The 19,066-nt window shown below is 41.9% G+C and carries 24 protein-coding genes; 9 read left to right on the plus strand and 15 right to left on the minus strand.

Features of this window, described 5'->3' with window-relative positions; translation table 11 throughout:
- Positions 1–73: 73 nt before the first annotated feature.
- The 3 genes from ACE1TI_RS14080 to ACE1TI_RS14090 are packed head-to-tail and all read right to left on the minus strand — an operon-like array spanning position 74 to position 3,363.
- Positions 74–1,219 (minus strand): thiolase family protein, encoded by a 1,146-nt coding sequence (locus tag ACE1TI_RS14080; RefSeq protein WP_375008218.1) that lies wholly within the window; start codon positions 1,217–1,219, stop codon positions 74–76.
- Entirely contained in the window at positions 1,216–2,763 is a 1,548-nt protein-coding gene (locus tag ACE1TI_RS14085; protein ID WP_375008219.1) for an AMP-binding protein, read from the minus strand. The genes ACE1TI_RS14080 and ACE1TI_RS14085 overlap by 4 nt, the downstream gene beginning before the upstream one ends.
- Positions 2,764–2,781: 18 nt before the next feature.
- Complete coding sequence (locus ACE1TI_RS14090; protein ID WP_375008220.1) at positions 2,782–3,363, minus strand: biotin transporter BioY; 582 nt, start codon at positions 3,361–3,363, stop codon at positions 2,782–2,784.
- 266 nt (positions 3,364–3,629) lie between these two features.
- Here ACE1TI_RS14090 and ACE1TI_RS14095 point away from each other — a divergent pair, with 266 nt between their 5' ends.
- Positions 3,630–3,935 (plus strand): hypothetical protein, encoded by a 306-nt coding sequence (locus ACE1TI_RS14095; RefSeq protein ID WP_375008221.1) that lies wholly within the window; start codon positions 3,630–3,632, stop codon positions 3,933–3,935.
- 175 nt (positions 3,936–4,110) lie between these two features.
- Here the strand turns inward: ACE1TI_RS14095 and tagH are convergent, their stop codons facing one another.
- The 5 genes from tagH to ACE1TI_RS14120 all read right to left on the minus strand — a co-directional run bounded on the left by tagH (position 4,111) and on the right by ACE1TI_RS14120 (position 8,117).
- On the minus strand, positions 4,111–4,914 hold the full coding sequence (gene tagH, locus ACE1TI_RS14100; protein WP_375008222.1) for a teichoic acids export ABC transporter ATP-binding subunit TagH: 804 nt from the start codon (positions 4,912–4,914) through the stop codon (positions 4,111–4,113).
- 58 nt (positions 4,915–4,972) lie between these two features.
- Positions 4,973–5,779 (minus strand): ABC transporter permease, encoded by an 807-nt coding sequence (locus tag ACE1TI_RS14105; protein ID WP_375008223.1) that lies wholly within the window; start codon positions 5,777–5,779, stop codon positions 4,973–4,975.
- A gap of 24 nt (positions 5,780–5,803) precedes the next feature.
- Entirely contained in the window at positions 5,804–7,039 is a 1,236-nt protein-coding gene (locus tag ACE1TI_RS14110; RefSeq protein ID WP_375008224.1) for a CDP-glycerol glycerophosphotransferase family protein, read from the minus strand.
- Positions 7,040–7,155: 116 nt separating this feature from the next.
- Positions 7,156–7,554, minus strand: coding sequence for a glycerol-3-phosphate cytidylyltransferase (gene tagD / locus ACE1TI_RS14115; RefSeq protein WP_375008225.1), 399 nt, complete (start codon positions 7,552–7,554; stop codon positions 7,156–7,158).
- A 338-nt stretch (positions 7,555–7,892) separates the two neighbouring features.
- Entirely contained in the window at positions 7,893–8,117 is a 225-nt protein-coding gene (locus ACE1TI_RS14120) for a hypothetical protein (RefSeq protein ID WP_375008226.1), read from the minus strand.
- A gap of 167 nt (positions 8,118–8,284) precedes the next feature.
- Between ACE1TI_RS14120 and ACE1TI_RS14125 the strand changes: the two genes are divergently transcribed.
- Together ACE1TI_RS14125 and ACE1TI_RS14130 are read left to right on the plus strand one after the other, a co-directional pair.
- Positions 8,285–10,261, plus strand: coding sequence for an electron transport protein (locus ACE1TI_RS14125; protein WP_375008227.1), 1,977 nt, complete (start codon positions 8,285–8,287; stop codon positions 10,259–10,261).
- Positions 10,262–10,512: 251 nt separating this feature from the next.
- Positions 10,513–10,803 carry a hypothetical protein gene (locus ACE1TI_RS14130; protein ID WP_375008228.1) on the plus strand — a complete coding sequence of 97 codons (291 nt, stop codon included), beginning with the start codon at positions 10,513–10,515 and terminating at the stop codon, positions 10,801–10,803.
- A gap of 555 nt (positions 10,804–11,358) precedes the next feature.
- On the opposite strand, the gene ACE1TI_RS14135 is transcribed toward ACE1TI_RS14130, so the two are convergent.
- The 3 genes from ACE1TI_RS14135 to ACE1TI_RS14145 all read right to left on the minus strand — a co-directional run bounded on the left by ACE1TI_RS14135 (position 11,359) and on the right by ACE1TI_RS14145 (position 12,600).
- A complete protein-coding gene (locus ACE1TI_RS14135; protein WP_375008229.1) occupies positions 11,359–11,568 on the minus strand; it encodes a hypothetical protein in 210 nt (69 codons plus the stop codon).
- Positions 11,569–11,623: 55 nt separating this feature from the next.
- On the minus strand, positions 11,624–11,839 hold the full coding sequence (locus tag ACE1TI_RS14140; RefSeq protein WP_375008230.1) for a VOC family protein: 216 nt from the start codon (positions 11,837–11,839) through the stop codon (positions 11,624–11,626).
- Positions 11,840–12,282: 443 nt separating this feature from the next.
- The gene (locus tag ACE1TI_RS14145; protein ID WP_375008231.1) at positions 12,283–12,600 is read right to left on the minus strand and encodes a YckD family protein; all 318 of its coding nucleotides are present in this window, start codon (positions 12,598–12,600) and stop codon (positions 12,283–12,285) included.
- Between the two features lie 136 nt (positions 12,601–12,736).
- Between ACE1TI_RS14145 and ACE1TI_RS14150 the strand changes: the two genes are divergently transcribed.
- The 3 genes from ACE1TI_RS14150 to ACE1TI_RS14160 all read left to right on the plus strand — a co-directional run bounded on the left by ACE1TI_RS14150 (position 12,737) and on the right by ACE1TI_RS14160 (position 14,322).
- Positions 12,737–13,561 carry an MBL fold metallo-hydrolase gene (locus tag ACE1TI_RS14150; RefSeq protein WP_375008232.1) on the plus strand — a complete coding sequence of 275 codons (825 nt, stop codon included), beginning with the start codon at positions 12,737–12,739 and terminating at the stop codon, positions 13,559–13,561.
- A 135-nt stretch (positions 13,562–13,696) separates the two neighbouring features.
- Positions 13,697–14,086: a hypothetical protein gene (locus ACE1TI_RS14155; protein WP_375008233.1), complete on the plus strand. Its 390-nt coding sequence runs from the start codon at positions 13,697–13,699 to the stop codon at positions 14,084–14,086.
- A gap of 80 nt (positions 14,087–14,166) precedes the next feature.
- Positions 14,167–14,322 (plus strand): DUF1540 domain-containing protein, encoded by a 156-nt coding sequence (locus ACE1TI_RS14160; RefSeq protein ID WP_375008234.1) that lies wholly within the window; start codon positions 14,167–14,169, stop codon positions 14,320–14,322.
- A 430-nt stretch (positions 14,323–14,752) separates the two neighbouring features.
- Here the strand turns inward: ACE1TI_RS14160 and ACE1TI_RS14165 are convergent, their stop codons facing one another.
- From ACE1TI_RS14165 to ACE1TI_RS14175, 3 genes are all read right to left on the minus strand, one after another.
- On the minus strand, positions 14,753–15,298 hold the full coding sequence (locus ACE1TI_RS14165; RefSeq protein ID WP_375008235.1) for a UGSC family (seleno)protein: 546 nt from the start codon (positions 15,296–15,298) through the stop codon (positions 14,753–14,755).
- Between the two features lie 71 nt (positions 15,299–15,369).
- Positions 15,370–16,416: a hypothetical protein gene (locus ACE1TI_RS14170; protein WP_375008236.1), complete on the minus strand. Its 1,047-nt coding sequence runs from the start codon at positions 16,414–16,416 to the stop codon at positions 15,370–15,372.
- Positions 16,417–16,566: 150 nt separating this feature from the next.
- A complete protein-coding gene (locus ACE1TI_RS14175; protein ID WP_375008237.1) occupies positions 16,567–16,731 on the minus strand; it encodes a hypothetical protein in 165 nt (54 codons plus the stop codon).
- Positions 16,732–16,881: 150 nt separating this feature from the next.
- On the opposite strand from ACE1TI_RS14175, the gene ACE1TI_RS14180 reads away from it, so the two are divergent.
- Positions 16,882–17,709: a YihY/virulence factor BrkB family protein gene (locus tag ACE1TI_RS14180; RefSeq protein ID WP_375008238.1), complete on the plus strand. Its 828-nt coding sequence runs from the start codon at positions 16,882–16,884 to the stop codon at positions 17,707–17,709.
- Here the strand turns inward: ACE1TI_RS14180 and ACE1TI_RS14185 are convergent.
- The gene (locus ACE1TI_RS14185) at positions 17,698–18,354 is read right to left on the minus strand and encodes an MOSC domain-containing protein (protein WP_375008239.1); all 657 of its coding nucleotides are present in this window, start codon (positions 18,352–18,354) and stop codon (positions 17,698–17,700) included. The genes ACE1TI_RS14180 and ACE1TI_RS14185 overlap by 12 nt on opposite strands.
- 113 nt (positions 18,355–18,467) lie before the next feature.
- Here ACE1TI_RS14185 and ACE1TI_RS14190 point away from each other — a divergent pair, with 113 nt between their 5' ends.
- Entirely contained in the window at positions 18,468–18,662 is a 195-nt protein-coding gene (locus tag ACE1TI_RS14190; protein ID WP_091585069.1) for a hypothetical protein, read from the plus strand.
- Between the two features lie 60 nt (positions 18,663–18,722).
- Positions 18,723–18,938, plus strand: a complete 216-nt coding sequence (locus ACE1TI_RS14195; protein WP_375008267.1) for an OsmC family protein — start codon at positions 18,723–18,725, stop codon at positions 18,936–18,938.
- Positions 18,939–19,066 lie beyond the last annotated feature (128 nt).

A 19,066-nucleotide genomic window follows, 5' to 3' on the forward strand; every position in this document is an offset into this window, starting at 1 on the left:
TCCCACTGTAACATTTTCATAAAAAAACCCGGATCGTTTTCCATATAAACAATCCGGGTACATAACGAAACATCTATACTTTTTTTAAAAGTGCCGCTATTCCCATTCCCCCGCCGATTCCCATCGTGGCAATGCCGATTTCAGCATTGTGTCTTTTCATTTCTGAACAAAGCCTGGTCGTAATAATAGCTCCGGAAGCGCCGTACGGATGGCCGAGTGCAATGCCTCCTCCGCTACTATTCACCTTTTCAAGCGGCATGTCAAGTTCGCGCAGAGAAGCAAGCACTTGGGAAGCAAATGCTTCGTTAAATTCCATGAGATCGATATCCTTTATCGTTAACCCATTTCGGCGTAAGCATTGTTCCACGGCTGGTACCGGCCCGATGCCGAGCAGATTCGGATCAACTCCTGCTGTTACCGTATCCAGTATTTCTGCCTGCGGCTCAAGCTCTAATTCCCGTGCTTTTTCTTCAGACATCATAAAAACAACCGAAGCACCGTCATTTACAGGGCACGAGTTTCCTGCGGTTACGGTTCCATTTTCTACAAAGGAGGCAGGCAGACGGCTTAACATTTTCAAGCTCGTTCGTTTGCGCGGACATTCATCGGTTTGATGTTTCAGCCCGGGGACTGGCACGATTTCTGCATCAAACCTTCCTTCTTCCTGAGCTGCAGAAGCTTTCACATGGCTTTCTAACGCATATTGATCTTGATCCTCACGCGATATTCCGTATTCCCGGGCCACATTTTCTGCGGCTTCTCCCATTTCCGGGTCTCCAATGCTGTCTGGAGAAAATCGAGCTCTTTCATATAACCGCGGCATTCCTTTATGTAAATTTTTCGGCCTTTCCATTTTCCATGGTGCCAGACTCGTGCTTTCTGTTCCGCCTGCGATGTAGATATCCCCTGCTCCCGCTTGGATAAAACGGGCTGCTATGCTGATTGCTTCAAGGCCGGATCCGCACTGCCGATCCACTGTGACGCCTGGGACTGTTACCGGCAGGCCGGCTGTCAGCAGCGAAAGTCTGGCCATATTTCCGCCTGGACCGACGACATTTCCCAGGATCACGTCATCAATCTCTGCCGGATCAAGCTTATTTTCTTCTACCATATGCTGGATAAGCGTGCCCGCCATTTGTTCTGGGGGGACTGTGCGAAGGATTCCATCCACTTTTCCAATTGGTGTTCGTTTTGCGCTTACGATTACGGCTTTTTTCATTGTACCTGACCTTGCCCTTCTGATAGGAATTGGTTTTCCACATTCTTTTTCACTTTTTGTCTGGAAGGCTTTCCGCTTGTCGTAAGCGGAATGTTTTTAGCAGCCAAGATGAAGTGGGGACATTTGTAGCTGGCCAAATGCTTTTTACAAAAGGCTTTTAGGTCTTCTTTTATTGACTTGTCGTCTTTTAAAAACTCTTCTTTTACGACCACCATTGCGGCAACAGCTTCTCCCCAGTATTCATCCTCTATGCCGGTAACAGCTGCACCTTTCACCATAGGGCTCGATTTCAATACCTCTTCCACTTCCTCCGGGTACACGTTCAGCCCGCCGGTCACGATCATATTTTTCTTGCGGCCGGCAAGGTGTAAAAACCCGTCTTGATCCTGCTGCACTAAATCTCCTGAGGAAATAAATGCATCTGGCTTTGAAAAAGCTCCTGGATAGTAGCCGGCAAACACCATTGGACTTCGTACAAACAATTCACCGATCTCTCCAGGCTCAACTTCGTCTCCGGCTTCGTTTAGGACCGATACTTCTACGTTAGAAAATGGATAACCAAGCGCATTGGCACTTCTCAAACGATCATTATGGTGCAGGATGCTGACAAAACTGAGCTCCGAAGCCCCGTAAAATTCGATCCATTCGGCATCCGGCCAGGTGTTTTCTAACACGGTCTTTCTTTGCTGGGACATTTTCGCACCGGATGCGATGCATTTCCTAAGCATTCTTGCATTTCTTTCTCTTTGTTCAAGCGACTGAGCAATAGCTTCGTACATCGTTGGCACTCCGTACATCACAGAAATTCTTTTCGTATTTATTCTATCTATGACAGCTTCAGCTTGAAAACGTTCTTCGAGGAAGCAAACAGCTCCCCGATGTAAAGCATGGAGAGCAGCGAATAAAAAAAGCGAATGAACGAGCGGCCCTGGCACTAAAATATGATCGCCCGGTTGTAATTTCAGCTCTTTATCACATTCTGTAAAGCTTTCTTTCCAGGAGAAATGGGTTCTCATAAACCCTTTTGGAAGACCCGTCGTACCTGAAGTGAAACCCATATAAAATAGTGCATCACCTGGGACGTCCGGTAACACCTCATTACTTGTTTCACTTCCTTCCAGCCACTCTTCACATGCCGTATATAGCGCTGTCTCTCCTTTGCACACGATCACTTGTACCGATGGTGGAAGCTCATCTTTTATATGGATAAATTTTTTTTCGATAAAAAGAAGCTCAGGTGTGGTGTCTTTTATTATGGCTGTAAGTTCTTTATCCGACCATTTCGGATCAAACGTGACAGCAAGCCAGCCTGCTTTTGCAGCTCCTAAGAATATCTCTACAAACTCCACGCTGTTAGAAAGCAGCACCGCGGCTTTAGGCGGCACCGAATTCTCCGTTTTCCGAGACGCTTGACGAAGCGCTTTTGCGATACGATCTGTTTTATGATGAAGTTCTCCATACGTAACCGTTTTTTCTGGAGTGGAAACAGCTGGTTTATCTGGGTTTGCTGCTGCGTTATGAACAAATGAAGCGGCAATCGACATGTTTGGTTCCTTCCTCTCTTAGCCAGCCCTTTTTGTTGATTGTACCACTTGTTTCTGTCCTTTTAACAGGGATGGATGACTTTTAGCAATTTTCACAGCAATGGTCGCAGACACAACTGCTTTTACAGTATCCCCTGGTACAAATCCTAATGATGACACCGCTGCAGCCCATAAAGAAATGTTGGTAATAAATGCTAGATAAACAATACCAAAAGCGTGAATGACGAGAATACCGCCAATAATATTAATGATAATTGCTTTTGCCAGGCTTAAGGTTGGCTGTGCTTTCTGCATCATATATCCAATGAGACATGCAGCGATCGGCCATGCAAGAATGTAACCTCCGCTAGGCCCAAATAATACTCCAAGTCCTCCGCGGCCGCCGGCAAGAATCGGCATACCCGCAGCGACTAAAGCCAAAAAGAGAAGCATGCTTCCTCCTCCAAGTTTTGCGCCAAGCAGGGAACCTGCAAGCATGACACCGAGTGTCTGCGCTGTAATAGGGACAGGAGTAAATGGAAGCGGGATTGGAGGCATTAACCCAAGCACCCCTACCACTGCTGCAAACATCGCCACATACATCATATTTCTGGTCTTCATTCTCAACGTCCTCCTAAGATAAGTATATGGAGAATGTAAAACAAGACACCATATATGTCAACTTAAATTTTAAACCAGTTTACATTAATGGTGTCTTTATGAATTGACAAGGCTTCGAAAAAGAAGAGATACTTATACCAAAGTATACATGTCTATTCCTTTTGGGAAGGAGATGAAGCATGAAAGATGAAGTAATGATCATCCGTATGACGCCTCAAATTGGTGGAGACTGATGTGGAGGAATTACTGATGACGGGTTCATCAGCATGCAGGATACATTTAAAGACATTCGCAGCGAAATGGAAGAGATTGGTGTTCTGTACCGGGAGCTTCGTGCCTTGTATGGGGACGAAATAGAGATTATTTATCTTGATCCCAGAAACACGTTTTCTATTATTGGCTATTTCCTGCGCCATTGGAAAGCAGGATCGATCCGTTTTTCTGAATGCTGCAAAGCTGTCTTTTTTGAGGTTCGCCGCTGCTCTTTTTTTTATAACGGACAGTTGCTGAATCCTGATAAAACGTGGGAGAAAGAAAAGCTGCTGCAAAAGCTTGAAGAAGTGCGGCACTGAAACATTTTTGCCGGACGGACACTGGTTCCGTTATTTGTGTAAAATAGTGCAATTTCCGTTATATCTCAAAAAATTGCTGCCTATCAGCCCTTGGAAGAAAATAAAGGAACGGCTGTGCGCTGCCAATCCTTTTTAAAAGCAAAAAGTGCCCCAGACATCGACCGGGGCACTTCCATTAAACCAATTCTTTCATTTTACTTTGACGTTCGAACCCTTCTTGCCTGAATTTCTTTCTTTTTTTCTTCGACCATTTGTTATATTCTTTCAAGAATGCTTCATAGTCTCCGAGTACTTCTTCCATGGCTCCGAAGGCTTTTTTCTCGCCAAATTCGAGCCACATGATTTTATTGCAAAACTCTTTCATCTGCGCAATTGAGTGGCTGACAAAAAACATTGTTTTACCGCGCTCTTTGAATTCTTTCATCTTTTCAAGACTCTTTTTCGCAAAGGCTTTATCTCCAACAGATAACGCTTCATCGACAATTAGAATGTCGGGGTCGATGCTTACGTTGATCGCAAACCCGAGCCTTGATTTCATCCCTTTCGAGTATGATTTTACCGGCTGGTCAATGAATTTATCCAGCTCTGCAAATTCGATAATGTCCTGCTCCATGTTCTTGATTTCTTTTCTATTAAAGCCGAGCATCAAGCATTTCAGCTCGATGTTTTCTCTTCCAGTTAGTTTGTTGTTTAGACCTGCGGACACATCAATAATCGCTGTTTCGCCGTTAATAGTGATGTCTCCGCTCGTTTCTGGAACAATGCCTGAAATAATGTTGGACAAGGTAGATTTTCCTGATCCGTTCACACCGACCAGCCCGATGATATCGCCTTTATCTGCTTCAAAGGAAACGTCTCTAAGCGCATAAAATTCTTCTCCGAAGCTTTTTGGAAGCAACAGGTCTTTTAAGCGTTCGGATTGAGTGTGGTACAGCTTAAACTTTTTCGTTACATTTTTAGCAACTATCGCTTTTGCCATCTTTATCACTTCCGTCTACAATTTAAGATTCGCTGCTTCATCCATCCGCCAAAACTGTTTATAAAAAGTCTATGAAGTGACGGCGGAAACGCATGTGCAGCATGGAACCTATGACAAAAAGAACGACAACTATGCTCCAAAAATAAAGGGTATACTGCCAATGTTCTATAAAATACCACGACTCACCAAAAAAAGCGGCGCGGTACCCTTCTACTAAATAGTAGAGCGGGTTCAACTGCATTAATGATTGAATTCTTTCCGGAAGCACTTCCGTTACCCATAAAAACGGCGTTAAATATAACAACACACGAATGGTAGACTGAATAAACATCTGTGCGTCCCGGATGACTGTGGTCACTGTAGAAAAAATCAGTACCACAGCAATAATTAATATCAGCATACTAAAAATAAAATAAGGAAACTGCAAATAATAGACATTGACCGGATAACCTGAAAACTGCATATACAATATAATAATTAATAATAGAACAAAATGCGGGTAAAGCTTTGATACCACAACGTAAGCTGGAATCACGCTGGTAGGAAAACTCATTTTCGATACCATGCGTATTTTCGAATAAATGGCTTTGGATCCTTGCGTTACAGCAGGCTGAATGAAAAACCAGATGGTAATGCCGGCCATCATCCAGCTGAGAAAAGGAACTCCGTCTACATCTTCATTGTTTCGAATTCCATATCCAAATACAAACCAATAAATGGCGATAAAAAAGGCCGGTGTAATTAACTCCCAAAGCGGACCTAAATAATTGTTGTTATTCTTAATTTTAATTTCATACAGAGCAAGGCGGTTGATTAAATACATGCTCTGCCACAGTTCTTTTATAATCGTACCAACAGATTTCATCGTCATACCTTCTTTTTATTCCCTTCACTGCTTATCAAACACTTGCTCAATGACACGTTTGGAAGCTTCTCCGTCTTCTAGTGAATGGAACGTATTTTCGAACCATTCGACATGCGGTTTATATCTGGTTCGGATTGTATCAGCCTGCTTTACTTCATCGATGATTTCCTCTGTTGTGGTCACAAGCGGGCCAGGTGCTTCGTTTTCAAAATCAAAGTAAAACCCTCTTAATTGATCACGGTAGCTCTCAATGTCATATACATAAAAGATCATCGGCCTTTTTAATACGCCAAAATCAAACATAACCGAGGAATAATCCGTAATCAAAAGATCACTGATGATATAAAGATCCCGGATATCTGGATAATTGGAGCCGTCAAAAGCAAATCCTTCATAGTCCTTCAAATTCAGCTTGTCGGATACTAAATAATGGAGCCGCAGTACAATGACATATTCGTCACCAAGCTCCTCACGCATGCGATCAAGGTCCATTTGGACTGCGAATTTATACTTTCCGATAAAATGATACTCATTATCCCGCCATGTTGGTGCATATAAAATGATTTTTTTATCGTTTGGAATACGAAGCCTTTCTCTTATTCTTTCCTCATCTTCAGCTGTATAATGAAACAAATAATCATTTCTTGGATATCCTGTTTCCAGCAGCTCCTGGTCAAAATGAAAAGCTCTTCTAAAAATCTCTGAAGAGTAAGTGTTTGGAGAAACGAGATAATTCCATCTGCTTGCTTCGGCTACAAAGTTCCGCTTATACATTTCTGTCGTTGTTCCAGGCATCAGCACTTCATCCATATCGAGGGCAAGCCTTTTTAATGGCGTCCCGTGCCAAGTCTGTAAATACACCGTATCATGCGGTTTTGCGATCCATTTTGGAAGCCGGCTGTTAAATACCCAGTATTTCGCTCTCATCATCACAATAAACCACTTTAATGAAAATCGGTGGATCGTTTTGACGCCATGTTCTTCAAAACGTGATTTAAAGCGGTGGTCAATGCTCCAGTAATAGATATAATTTCTATCTTCTTCCTTTAATGTTTCATAGATAGCTCTTGGGTTACAGCTGTACTGCTTGCCTAAAAAGCTTTCAAATACGATAATATTTTTCTTTTTCGGCAGGCGGCCGACAAGAAGCGAAACCCCGCGGTAAAAGCGGCGTATCTTTTTTGATTTTTTAATTTTTTTCCATCGCTTTGTAAATTTCTTTTTGAATTTTTTCTTAAATTTCTTAAATCGTTTTTTCATTTAATTCAATACCCTTCTGATTCAAAAAGTAATATGGTTACACTGCTTGATCTATTATAAACGTTTTGCCACGTGGAGACAAAAAAGAAAAAGAGAGAAAAAAATCCTCTCTCTTTCTAATAAGCATTTGCAAGAAGCAGTTCTTTTTTAATTTTTGTCGTAGAAATATTAGCCGTTCTTGGCAGATAAATCACTTCGCAATATGGCTTAAGGTAGTCGAATTTCCCTTTCCAGTCATCTCCCATCACGAGAGTGTCCACGTTATAATCTAGAATATCTTCCACTTTTTGTTCCCATTTCTCTTCTGGGATTACTTCGTCTACATAACGAACAGCTTCTAAAATCATTTTTCTTTGTTCATAAGAATAATATGCTTTTTTGTTTTTCAGCGCATTAAACTCGTCTGTGGAAATAGCCACAATAAGATAATCTCCTAAGGCCTTTGCGCGTTTTAGTATATTAATATGGCCCCAGTGTAGTAAATCGAATGTTCCGTAAGTGATAACTTTCTTCATTTTTAAGCCCTCCTAGCTGCATTAGAAACTAGAAATTCACAATTATATGGATTCTTTACTGCTCGTTTACTTTCTCTTAAAAAATTAACCAAAAATATAACTTTATTTAGTTGACTTTCAGAATTATATCACACCCACCAGCTCTGCACTATAAACTAATGATGAAATATCACCAGATTTATATAAAAAAGTATGTGAAAATCTCTATTTTGCAGAAAAATTTACCAGCAGATTGTGATAAAATGCCCTTATATTATGGGTTTTTCATGTATAAAAAAAGAGGCACCTTTGTCACATAATGGACAAGGATGCCTCACTCCTTTTTCTTATGTGCATGATTAATTTTTACAGGTGAATAATTGGCCTTTATAACCATCCTGGGTGGTTCCTTCTGTTCTAGCGATTTTTCCTTCTTCCGCAAGTCTTTCTAGTGAGGCGAGCACATCTTCAAGCGGCTTTTCACTGTCAAACAGCTCTTCATTAATTTCCGCTGGGGAAAACACTTTATCATCTCTTTTGTCTACTTCTATATTCTGGATAAAATCATAAATTTCTTCATCCAAAAAGATCATCCTTTCTGCACTGGTTGTCAACTAAGCTGCTTAAGAAAAAGCTATCTATCTTTAACCATATTAATAAATTGTTAAACTTATATTTATAAAAAGCTAAAAAAAAAACGATAAGAAAAATGTAACTTGGGTACTCCTAATAGCAGGGGTGAGAGACAAAAATGCCAAACAAATTTCTACGTTGGAGCAGTGTTGTTTTTATCATTTTCATACTTGGGGGAGCTATTGCTTTTTTTACTGGCCATTATCGGTTGGCCTACACCCCCTCTTTCGATAAAGTACTGAACAGTAACGAAATTTACCAAAATGGCAGACCTGAAGAAACTTACAACGTTTGGGGAGAGAGTATCTCAAAAAAAGAAGCTGAAACCCTTCTTGCAACGAAGGAAGGAAAAAAGAAGCTGTCACCCGAAGAAGGAGCTGTGAAGGTGGACAACAACCTTCTTGACTTAGGTCGTGACGTTTTTTACCAGGAAACGTTCGGAAATGAAGTTTTTTTGTCGGATGTGATGGGAATTCTTGATGGTCCTATCTCTATTTGGAATATTTCTAAAGCAATTCTAGCTTTAAGAGGAAAAGGAACAAACAATCTGCAGGTCGAATTAAGTGAAACAGTAGAAGTGGGAGATCAAACTTTTGAAAAAGGAGAAAAAATAGACACAGGACTTGCTGTACCAAAAGGTTCTCTTATGCCGCTTGGCATGCCTGTCACACTAGACCGCGGGAAACTAAAAGCAGGGGTGACGTGTGCAGCCTGCCATGCACAGGTTGATACCACTACTGGAAAAGTCGTAGAAGGGGCTACGAATACAAATTTTAACGTTGGGCTTCTGATGGCAATGGCCAGTAACTCAGCAGCTTATTTTACTCATACGGAAAAGAAAAACATTGAGGCATACATCGAAGTCTCGAGTCCTTCTGTGAAGTCCTCTGAAGGGAAAGAAGAACAACTTCCTGATGCCGGCCAGCTGGAAAAAGATGTAGAAAAAACTTTATTGAGCTGGCCGCCCGGCTTTTTTGACGCCACGGTTGACCAAAAAGCTAACCCGACACAAGTCGGCGACTCTTTTACCTTTGGCGACCATCCATACAGCTGGAGTGGAATGGGTATGGCTGGTGCATTTAACGGTTTAACGACACTTAGTAATAATGTACATGCACAAGGAGCAGACGCGCTTGCCCAATCTTCTATCAGCAAAGGAATGTTTGATATAGATAAGGAAGTCTATATTGGCACCATTCTTCAGCGCGCCGCAAACAAAAACTTTCGCTATGATCCGGATACAGGCAAAAAACCTAGCGAATTTTTAAAGGAAGTTGCACCGCATCCCGATACACCAGGAGTCAATCATCTTGTAAAATTACCTTCTTTTCCGAATGTTACACTTGTTGCTCCGGACGGGTTAGTAGTCTCCACCCCTGGTTATAGGGTAAATGAACAAAACAATGCTGTTGCCGCTTATCAAAACACACTTGTACCTCCAAAACCGAACAGAGAGACTGACAAAGCAACGATGGAACAAGGGAGAAAGGTGTTTGAAGATGCAGGGTGCATAAAGTGCCATGCAGGGCGTTATAAAACAAATAATAAAATTATCCCTGCAAAGGAAGCAGGAACCAACCCTTCAAGAGCCAAAGCACTTGCCGGAACGGAAAAAGTTTGGGAAGAAGAAGCATCCATTTACTCTCCGGATACACCAGTCCCTGTTCCAAATGCCGCGAGAAAATTAAAAATACCTTTAAATAATTTTTCAAAAAAAGATGTGGAATTAGCTTTTGCTCATAATGAATCAGATGGCGGTTATAAGGTGAAAGGATTGGCCGGTGTATATTGGCAGGCTCCTTATTTGCATGACGGCGGGGTAGCGGTGGGCCCAGACAAAAATTCGGACCTTGGAATACCTGGTACGCTTCATAAAGGTAAAAGACCAGACCCTTACAACAGCATGCTCGCTATGATTGATGAATCCCTTCGTGACCAAGTTATAGAAGCAAATCACTCTTCACCTGATTTAAGAAAACTAAATATAGAAGGAACTGGACATGCTTTTTGGGCAGATGAAAAACGAGGGTTTACAAAAGAAGAACAAGATGCACTAATTGAATATGTATTACAAATTGACGGAGAAGAGAATTAGACCTCTTCTCCAAATTTTTATGTATGATGCTCTAAAGTTAAAGGGTGTACAGTATGAGAACCAACTTACTAGACGAAATACACGTTTAAAACCTATTCCACTCAGAAAAAAGCGCATCTTAGATAATAATTCTAATTTTTAATGGAAAGCTTTCCCCACCTGATTGTGACTACTTTCCTCCTCGTTATGTCGGTCCTCCAGGGCCACCCGGACCTCCGGGTGAACAGGGGCCTCAAGGAGAAGGGGCTAGTTTGTTTTCCGCGGAATCAAATGAGACTGCATCTCTTCTCCCTGCTGGTACCACAATAACGGTGAAACTCCCACCTTTAACGACAGCCGCAGGTGAAAGCATTAAACTAGATTCCTTTGCAAGAATATATTTTGAAACCACTAATTCCACTAGTCATTCTTTAGAGATTTTGTACGTTTTACAACGATCAGGTGATTCTCCTGAAACCGAACAAGTTCTTCTATCAATCGCTTTAGAGAATTCAGCTCAATCACAACAACTAACGATACCTACACTCCATGGAATAAGCTGAATAGACTCTCCTCCGCCGGGGACCCATATTTATCTTAATCAGTTTGTCAATTTTTACAGCATATTAGAAGGGCCCACTAGTTTGTTTATTGAGGATAACGAAATTAATCATGAAGCCAACTCGGGTAGCGGCGTAATTTTAACAACACCCGTCGATTATTCTCTGGTAGAAGAACTATTAATCCAAAACAATTACTTTGAAAATAATGATCCTACCCGATTAGACAGTTTATTATGCTGGCGGCGGTGGAGGAAGTAATATACCATCTGAAAACCAAATTCAAATTTATTCCCATACAGCTTTCGTCCCCAATGGGTATGGAGAGCGTCAGGGAGACACGGTAGATCCTGAATTTCCGGTTGGCTATAACAGCAGCGCTGCAACCTTTGGAATGACTCTGGATGCATTTGATTTATAGGATAACGAACTTCTTCAACAAAATCCTCCTAATGAATCCTTATAAGCCGCTATTAGCAAAGCTTGCTTGCCGCCAATCCTTTAGCAAAGTTAACCTTTCTTAAAGTATAAAAACTAGACGGAAATATAACTCTCCGTCTATTTACTAGCTGACTCGTAAACTTTTGACCGAAAAAAATGCACGGCATTAGCGATAATGCCGATCCCCCCGGTTACGGCAAAAAGAAGCGGTATCAGCCAGGAGGTATACGAATCATAGGAGATGGTAAACAATCGGTACGTCCCCCAGCCGCATAAAAGAAAAGATCCAAAAAAACCTAAGCCGGGTTTAGTTCTACGACTTGCCATGGCAGCCTCCCTTACAGCTGGCAATTAAGCATCCAGCCAATTCCATATTTGTCGATTAGATTGGCATGAAGTTGCTCCCCCAAAACGTTTCCTGCAGCTCCACTCCTACGTCTGCGTCTTCTTTCAAGGCATCATATACATGATTAATTTCTTCTCCATCTTCAAATTCGAGTAAAACATAAATATTGTTTCCTTGTCTCACCTTGCCATAATCCTGAAAGACGTCTAAAAAATCAATGATTTGATCATTCATATGAAGCTCTGCATGCATATACTTGCCGCCATGCTCCTCTGAAGCCTAAACGTTTTTATTTCTCCTCCAAGCACCTCTTTATAAAACTCCATAACGTGCTTGCAGTTTTCTACCATTATGTATGGATGAATATTTTTCAATATCAACACTCCTTTCATTCCTCCCTTTTTATTCTATAGAAAAGAGCATTATCCTGCTTTTTGTTTTCTTGTATGATGTTAGGCAGAAAGGCACTTAGGAAGGGTGAAAAAACGTTGTCACTTGGTTCCATTCTCATTGTTGAAGATGAAGAAAAATGAGCTCGGGTTCTTACCTTAGTATTGGGTCTGCAGCGCCCCTATTTTCCGGAAATAAAGGTACCTGGGTCCGTTCCCAACATTATGGGAAGCAATCAAAAGCATCCGATTATGGTTCGGATGCTTTTTTCATTTAGGACAGATAAAGCTCAATCCTGATCTATTTTAATGAAATCTTCTTTCCCGTAGTGGCTGAAAGTTGTTTTCCACCAGACGGTTGTAGCGGTCATCTAAATGTTGTTTTATTTTTTCTCTTTTGTTTTCTGGAATCATGCCAAATTCAACGTATTTGTCAACTAGCTCTTTTTTCTGTTCAATTATGTTTTTGTGTAAGGTAGAAAGTTGCTCTTTTTGTTCTTCTGTCAGATCAACGTTTTTTAATTCGGCATGAATGCCATATGCCTCTGCCTGACTTGAAAAACTGCCAAACATTACCGCAGCAACCATGATAACGACAAGCCTGGTCCACTTTCTTTTCACCATCTACACTCACTCCTTTTTCAAACATATCCTTACTTTGTACAAGAACTCGTATTTTATCCCTCCTCTTGTTTATTCTAGAAGAGAATTGTAAATGGTAAGGCATAGCTGGATATTTTTATTTAGGAGGCTTTTGTTTATGAAAGAAGATAAATTAATCCCTGTTACTTCTGTTACCAATGGTTTGGGCCAGACGGTGGCGGACAATCTTTACTGTTTTACAAACCAGGTCGTCAATCTATGCTTTTACGAGTTTCCAGGCCGCTCCAAGGAATGGGTTTTAATTGATGCCGGTATGCCTAAGTCTGCTGAAATTATTAGAGAAACAGCTGATCAGCATTTTGGCAAAAACCATACTCCGCAAGCAATTATTCTCACTCACGGCCATTTTGATCATGTTGGTGCTGTTGAAGAACTGGCGGAAATATGGAAAGTTCCTGTATATGCCCACGAACAAGAAATGCCATACCTCACAGGAGCGAAGGATTATCCGGAGCCTGATACAAGTGTTGAAGGGGGCTTTGTTGCTAAAATGTCACGTATGTTTCCCAATGAAGGCATTGATTTAGGAGAAAAAGTACAGACACTGCCTGAAGACGGCACCGTGCCTGAAATGGAAGGATGGTGCTGGGTTCACACACCGGGGCATACACCAGGCCACATTTCTTTTTTTCATGAAGAAGACAGAACATTAATTGCTGGTGATGCGTTTGTGACGGTGAAGCAGGAATATTTGTATAAAGTGATGATGCAGAAAAAAGAAATCAGCGGGCCACCGCGGTATCTTACAACGGATTGGGAAGCTGCCCGCGCTTCTGTCGAACAATTAAAAGACCTCGATCCGCAGCTGGCTGTGACTGGACATGGGCTGCCTATGGAAGGAACGGAATTAAAACAAGCGCTCGAGACATTAGTGCAGCGCTTTGATGATATCGCCATACCAGATCACGGAAAATTTGTGTGAATAAGAAAATGGAACTTCCCTTGGCTTGCGTTTATTCTTTGGCGTAAGCCTTTTTTCTAAAAGATTTTCCCATAGTAATGTTCTCGAATTATGGTACGATATATGGGTATAGATTTTTAGAAAAGGAAGAGGTAAGTGGAAAGCGGTAACTTTACATTAAACGAATTGTATGAGGCGGCAAATGACATGTGTGTAAAGCATTGGGGAGTGGAATACACTGATCAGATTGAGCTTGTTCATTCAAACTGGAGTATCCAGAATGCCGTGTTCATCTATGACCGCGGAACCGGAGAACGCATTATTCGCATGAGCACAAAACGTAATGAGATTCGTTCTAGAGAAGGTGTATTAAAATCACTTTTACATGAGCTCGTCCATTGGCGCCTGCATTCGCAGGGACTGCCGTGCCGGGACGAAGACCCTGAATTTATAGAAGAGTGCCTGCGGGTTGGAGCGAACATCAGCCTTGCCAAAAAAGCACAATTAGCGTTCGAACAATTTATGCTTGAACGCAAAACGACATAGACACAAAAAATACATGCTCTGTTTTCTTCGTATCTTTTTCCCTCCTTTTGCAAAAGTTAAACCTAAGGGAGGGAGAAAATATGGCACAAGATGTACTTTGTGAAGTTAGCAACTGTCATTATTGGGCAGAAGGAAACCTTTGTTCTGCTGATAGTATTTATGTAGTAAGTCACACAGGTGAACAAGCTTCTGACCAGCATGAAACCGACTGTAAAACGTTTGAAAAGAAACACTAAGTAATAGAGGCCGCTTGCTTCCCTTAGCGGCCTCTTCTTTATATGAAAACTCCCCTTCTATGCCTGTCACGAACCCTGGTTCCGCTATTCCTCCGAATAAAGGTACTATGGAAGGAATTCGAGGACCCTCGTTCCGCTATTGTCCGTTTAAACAGCTACTATAGCCTGTTTTTAGACAAATAACAGAACCTATGTCCGAACGGCACCCAAAGAGGAGATTTTGCTGGAAATAACGGAACGTGTGTCATGTGTCCGTTCTTTTTGTTCAAAGCTTTTTAAAATACCCAATTTATAATTGCACTTACTACTACTACTAATCCAATAATCATCAAAATCGTTCTGATCATTTATATCATCCTCTCTCTGCTTTTAATGTTACCTTTCCCCATTTGTTTTTATTAAAACCAACCAAACAGAGAGAGATGATATTTTAGGACCGTGGTACTGTCTGTTGTTCTACTAATAGAAGAGCGACCTCTTGTACTGCATGCTCTGCCCACTTCTCCAGCGTTTCCACCACAGTTGCTGCAATGGGGTGAGGAATTACAGCAAACGAATAATCAGGTATCCCATGAGCCACTGCCATCGCTTTGCCTGAGCTGATAAATGGTTCTGTTACAATTACTGCTGCAGGTACTTGTTTTTTCTCCATCACAATTCCATCGAGCAAACTGCCCGAGCTGCAGGACCCTCAATCACCAACTCCGGAGATAACAAGGTCACATTGTTTTTTCAGCTGTTCAGCGTCAGCTTCAGGGATTGCATGAGAAAAAGACGGCTTTCTCCGTGTAATAATTTCTTTTAACTGATAACGCTCTTTCAGTTGTCTGCCAATATATTGCAAAACAGTATCAGAGTTACGTTTTCCGTTATCAATTAAGCCCAAAGTTTTGTTTTTTAAGGAAGCTGGTCTTAAAGCAGTGTGCGCTTGTTTTGGAGCAGGGCCGCTTGTCGGATTGTAAACGGTAATACTCATCCAATCACTCCTTTTGTTTTTATAAGGTTTACTTTTTTGAGCCAATCACCGATTGACTGGTATCAGCATTGTCAGGTGAAGCCTGTTTCCGTAAGAATCGATTTTGTGACGGAACGGGAAATGTTAGAGCCGAACCATCCGGGAATGCATGCGGAAAACCGGCCCGCATCTCCTCCCCCTGTCAGTAAAAGAATGCTTTCTGGATAAGGAACAGCATGAACCATCGTTTTTTCATCTTGCTCCTCCATTTCCGCTTCTATATAGCCGCCTTTTTTCAAATCGCTTAGTGGTCTTTTGGCATGTTCATAAAGAAAACGGCGCACCGATGCTTTATTCCATCCCTGTTTGTTCAAATCTCTGTAATGCTCCGGACAGAGCACTACTCCCATTTCTGTTTCTCCGCCCATATTAAAGGTACCAAGCCCAGTCATACGGTCTGCCAGGGTAAGCAGTATATTTTCTGCACGCAAGGAAGCATGATTGTTTATTTGATTCGGTCCTTCAGCCGCAAAAACGGTGACTGTACTGTTTTCTCTATCAAATCCTTTTTCCACGTGCAAAGGCTCCCACTCGGTATCTTCATTTTCTGCGATGCAGTACGTGAATTTTCCTGGATGCCCTAACGTGGACCGGTCAAATTCTTTAGAACCTCCCGCATTCATCATAAGTAATCGAATTGCTCGTCCAATCGTTGCGTTTGCTCGGTTTCCTGGCCCGAATAGATTTTCTCCAGCATTCATCGCCAGCGTTTTAGAAATAGGTCCATTGACAATAATCATAATGGCCGCACCGGCAGTGCTTGCAGTCGGACCATGAAGACCAAAATCAGGATCACCCATAGCCGAAACCGCAGTAACGACAACCGGAAAATAATTGGGTAAGCAGCCTGCCATAACAGCATTAATCGCGGCCACCTCGGCAGTAAACACACGGCCGCGCTCAGGAATGGATCCGATAACGGTATCTTTTTTCATCCCGACAAAATCCAGCATTGCTTTAATTCTTTCTTCTGTTGGAGGGACGATCGGCAAACCGTCCGTCCAGCCTTTTTGGTAGTATAGCTCCATGGCGGCTGATTCGTTTTCAACCGAAATCGCTTCTGCATTAAACGGTGCCACTTGTTCACTTCCTTTCTTTTTATACATTAAAGTTATCATATAAATCAGAAAATTTAAACGGTAAGGGCTTTCTTTTTACGGACGGGACCTCATAGCGCTGCTGCCGTTTGCAAAAAGAGCCTTCCCGGCCCGGGAAAGCTCTAGCTTTCATTATTCATAAATGCTGTCTGCGTTTTTATAGCGAAGCTGTTCGGCATGATTTTCTACCATCGTCGTATCAGGGTGCGGTGTTTCTTCGTTTAATTCCTTCACATCTGGCTGTTCGATTTCTGTTTCCCGTTTAATACGTTCTGGTTGTTCTCTTTTATCAGCCATATCTTCTCCCTCCTTGCGTTTACTTTTTCCTCTCTTCGTGTGGTTATGAGCGTTATTTTAAGACTCAAGAGGTTTTTAATGCAAAATAGAGGGAAAAAAAGTAGTATAAGGACCAAGAATGTTATCGAGCAGCGAGGGGAAGGATCCGACATGAAAATCAAACGACTTTTTGCTTTTGGACAAACGCTGAAAAAGGAAATGATAGAGGACAGAGCAACAGGACTGGCAGCAGAACAGGCGTTTTATTATATGCTTGCCCTTTTTCCGATGATGATTTTATTATTGTCTATCCTTCCTTATTTATCTATGGATGCTCAACGAGTAATGATGTTTATAGAAACCGCTTTTCCCCGTGACACCGCCCGCATGATTGAAGAAAATGTATTAAGCGTGGTCAGTAATTCCAATAGCGGCTTGCTTACCTTCGGGATCATAGGCACGATTTGGTCCGCTTCGACAGGAATGAACGCTTTCATCAGAGCCATGAATGAAGCGTTTAATGTAGAAAACAAAAGATCTTTTATTAAAGGAAGATTTTTGTCTATTTTATTAACGATTGGCATGATGGTAACACTTCTTATTATTTTTGCTCTTTTTATTTTTGGTGAAGTAATCTTAAAGACAGTTTCTAATTATGTGATGATGACAGATGAAACCGAGTCGCTTTTGAAAAACGTGCGATGGGCCATTACGGTTCTTGTTATGATCACCATTCTCTGCTGCCTTTACTATTTTGCCCCTAACCAAAAAATGATGTTTAAGCATGTACTGCCAGGGGCGATTACCGCAACCATTATATGGCAGGTCGTTTCTCTTGGTTTTTCTTTTTATGTGAATAACTTTGGAAACTATTCCGATATGTACGGCAGTCTTGGAGGCGTTATTGTCCTTATGCTTTGGCTGTTTTTAACCGGTCTGGCTCTTGTCGTTGGCGGAGAGCTGAACGCGATTCTGCACAGAAACCGCTCAGCCCGTTAACCGGTCGATTCGTTCCTCTAGTTTTTCCCGCCACGACTCCGCTAACGCATCGACTGCTGCTATTTTTTGCATGGCTTCGACGTCTTTAGAATTGTGAAAAAACGTATGAAGAGAAAAAGCGACAGTAACTTGATCCGGATGCTGTTCTACGAGCTGAATAGTATCTGTTTTTCTTATGGTTCCTTCTTTTAACACGCGGCATAAAAATCCTGTGTATCCCGTTTCCACCACTCTTGATAATAGAGTTGGTATATTTGTCCGCCTGCTGATCGTGTCACATGGAATGCGCCCCTGTGACACCTGGATTATAGCATCTCCTATTTTGTAAGTATCCCCAACACACACTTTATCTTCTGTCATGTTTCGAGCTGTTATGTTTTCCCCAAAAGTGGCATCAGCAAGCGTCGTATTAAATTCACTTTCCCATTTGGGATAGTGGTCATACGGATAAATACAAACCGCCCTGTCGGTGCCGCCGTGATTTTTTTTATCCGCCACATCATCTTTTTCGCAGCCGTGTTCTGCGGCATGTAATACTTCTACACTTTGTTTTTGAATGCCTGTTTTCATGACTTTTCCGTTTTGATACATCATGAGCTGCGGACGTCCGGCCGCAAGGTGTTGGATGGAATAAGAAGCTGTCATCTTTTTTCCTCCCCTTTTTTTAATCTTTTCCAAATAATCATACCATTCTGATGTTTAAAAATAAAAAAGGACGGGAAAATTATAGTGTAGTTTATTATGAAGGAGGTAGGTTTATGTCAGATCCAATTGCGCTTACGAAGATCACCATTGAACAAGACAAACCTCCCCACAGACTGGCGTACATAGACGGTTTTGAAGAACCGTTTCATTACGGGGTTCATGGCGGGGTGAAAGAATTTTACGGAGTCGAGCCGGAAACCGAATATCCTTCGACTCTTGATCACATCGTCGCTTCCGCGGGCGGCTGACTAACCGGAACATTATCCGGCGCGCTGTATGCGCGTCAAATCCCACCCTATCCGGACAAAATTAAAACAACCGCGCAAGGTACGATTGAGGCTCCGGAAGGCGTGTTAAAAATTACGAAAATCAAGTGCCATTATGATTTAAAAATCCCGAAAGGCAAGCGGGAAGCAGCCGAACGGGTGTTGAACGTGTTTGAATCAAAATGCCCAGTGGCACAGACATTAAAGGGCTGCGTAGAGTTTGAACATACTTGGACAATTGAAGAATACGAAGAATAATAAAATGGGGCTGTCTCTCAAGGTTAGTTTAGGAGATGATGGTCATCTATCAACTGGAATATGCGAGACTCCAGCGGGAAAAGCGGTAGTGTGAAGACCCCGTAGTGAGCGGTTTTTGCTCACGAGGA

Origin of the sequence: Alteribacillus sp. JSM 102045, from assembly GCF_041949975.1 — a bacterium.
In the GTDB taxonomy this organism is placed as follows: Bacteria; Bacillota; Bacilli; order Bacillales; family Marinococcaceae; genus Alteribacillus.

Coding starts and splice junctions, on each gene's coding strand:
- ACE1TI_RS14080 (WP_375008218.1), bottom strand. CDS start 1,219: ATGAAAAAAGCCGTAATCGTAAGCGCAAAACGAACACCAATTGGAAAA.
- ACE1TI_RS14085 (WP_375008219.1), bottom strand. CDS start 2,763: ATGTCGATTGCCGCTTCATTTGTTCATAACGCAGCAGCAAACCCAGAT.
- ACE1TI_RS14090 (WP_375008220.1), bottom strand. CDS start 3,363: ATGAAGACCAGAAATATGATGTATGTGGCGATGTTTGCAGCAGTGGTA.
- ACE1TI_RS14095 (WP_375008221.1), top strand. CDS start 3,630: ATGCAGGATACATTTAAAGACATTCGCAGCGAAATGGAAGAGATTGGT.
- tagH (WP_375008222.1), bottom strand. CDS start 4,914: ATGGCAAAAGCGATAGTTGCTAAAAATGTAACGAAAAAGTTTAAGCTG.
- ACE1TI_RS14105 (WP_375008223.1), bottom strand. CDS start 5,779: ATGAAATCTGTTGGTACGATTATAAAAGAACTGTGGCAGAGCATGTAT.
- ACE1TI_RS14110 (WP_375008224.1), bottom strand. CDS start 7,039: ATGAAAAAACGATTTAAGAAATTTAAGAAAAAATTCAAAAAGAAATTT.
- tagD (WP_375008225.1), bottom strand. CDS start 7,554: ATGAAGAAAGTTATCACTTACGGAACATTCGATTTACTACACTGGGGC.
- ACE1TI_RS14125 (WP_375008227.1), top strand. CDS start 8,285: ATGCCAAACAAATTTCTACGTTGGAGCAGTGTTGTTTTTATCATTTTC.
- ACE1TI_RS14135 (WP_375008229.1), bottom strand. CDS start 11,568: ATGGCAAGTCGTAGAACTAAACCCGGCTTAGGTTTTTTTGGATCTTTT.
- ACE1TI_RS14140 (WP_375008230.1), bottom strand. CDS start 11,839: ATGCATGCAGAGCTTCATATGAATGATCAAATCATTGATTTTTTAGAC.
- ACE1TI_RS14145 (WP_375008231.1), bottom strand. CDS start 12,600: ATGGTGAAAAGAAAGTGGACCAGGCTTGTCGTTATCATGGTTGCTGCG.
- ACE1TI_RS14150 (WP_375008232.1), top strand. CDS start 12,737: ATGAAAGAAGATAAATTAATCCCTGTTACTTCTGTTACCAATGGTTTG.
- ACE1TI_RS14160 (WP_375008234.1), top strand. CDS start 14,167: ATGGCACAAGATGTACTTTGTGAAGTTAGCAACTGTCATTATTGGGCA.
- ACE1TI_RS14175 (WP_375008237.1), bottom strand. CDS start 16,731: ATGGCTGATAAAAGAGAACAACCAGAACGTATTAAACGGGAAACAGAA.
- ACE1TI_RS14180 (WP_375008238.1), top strand. CDS start 16,882: ATGAAAATCAAACGACTTTTTGCTTTTGGACAAACGCTGAAAAAGGAA.
- ACE1TI_RS14185 (WP_375008239.1), bottom strand. CDS start 18,354: ATGACAGCTTCTTATTCCATCCAACACCTTGCGGCCGGACGTCCGCAG.
- ACE1TI_RS14190 (WP_091585069.1), top strand. CDS start 18,468: ATGTCAGATCCAATTGCGCTTACGAAGATCACCATTGAACAAGACAAA.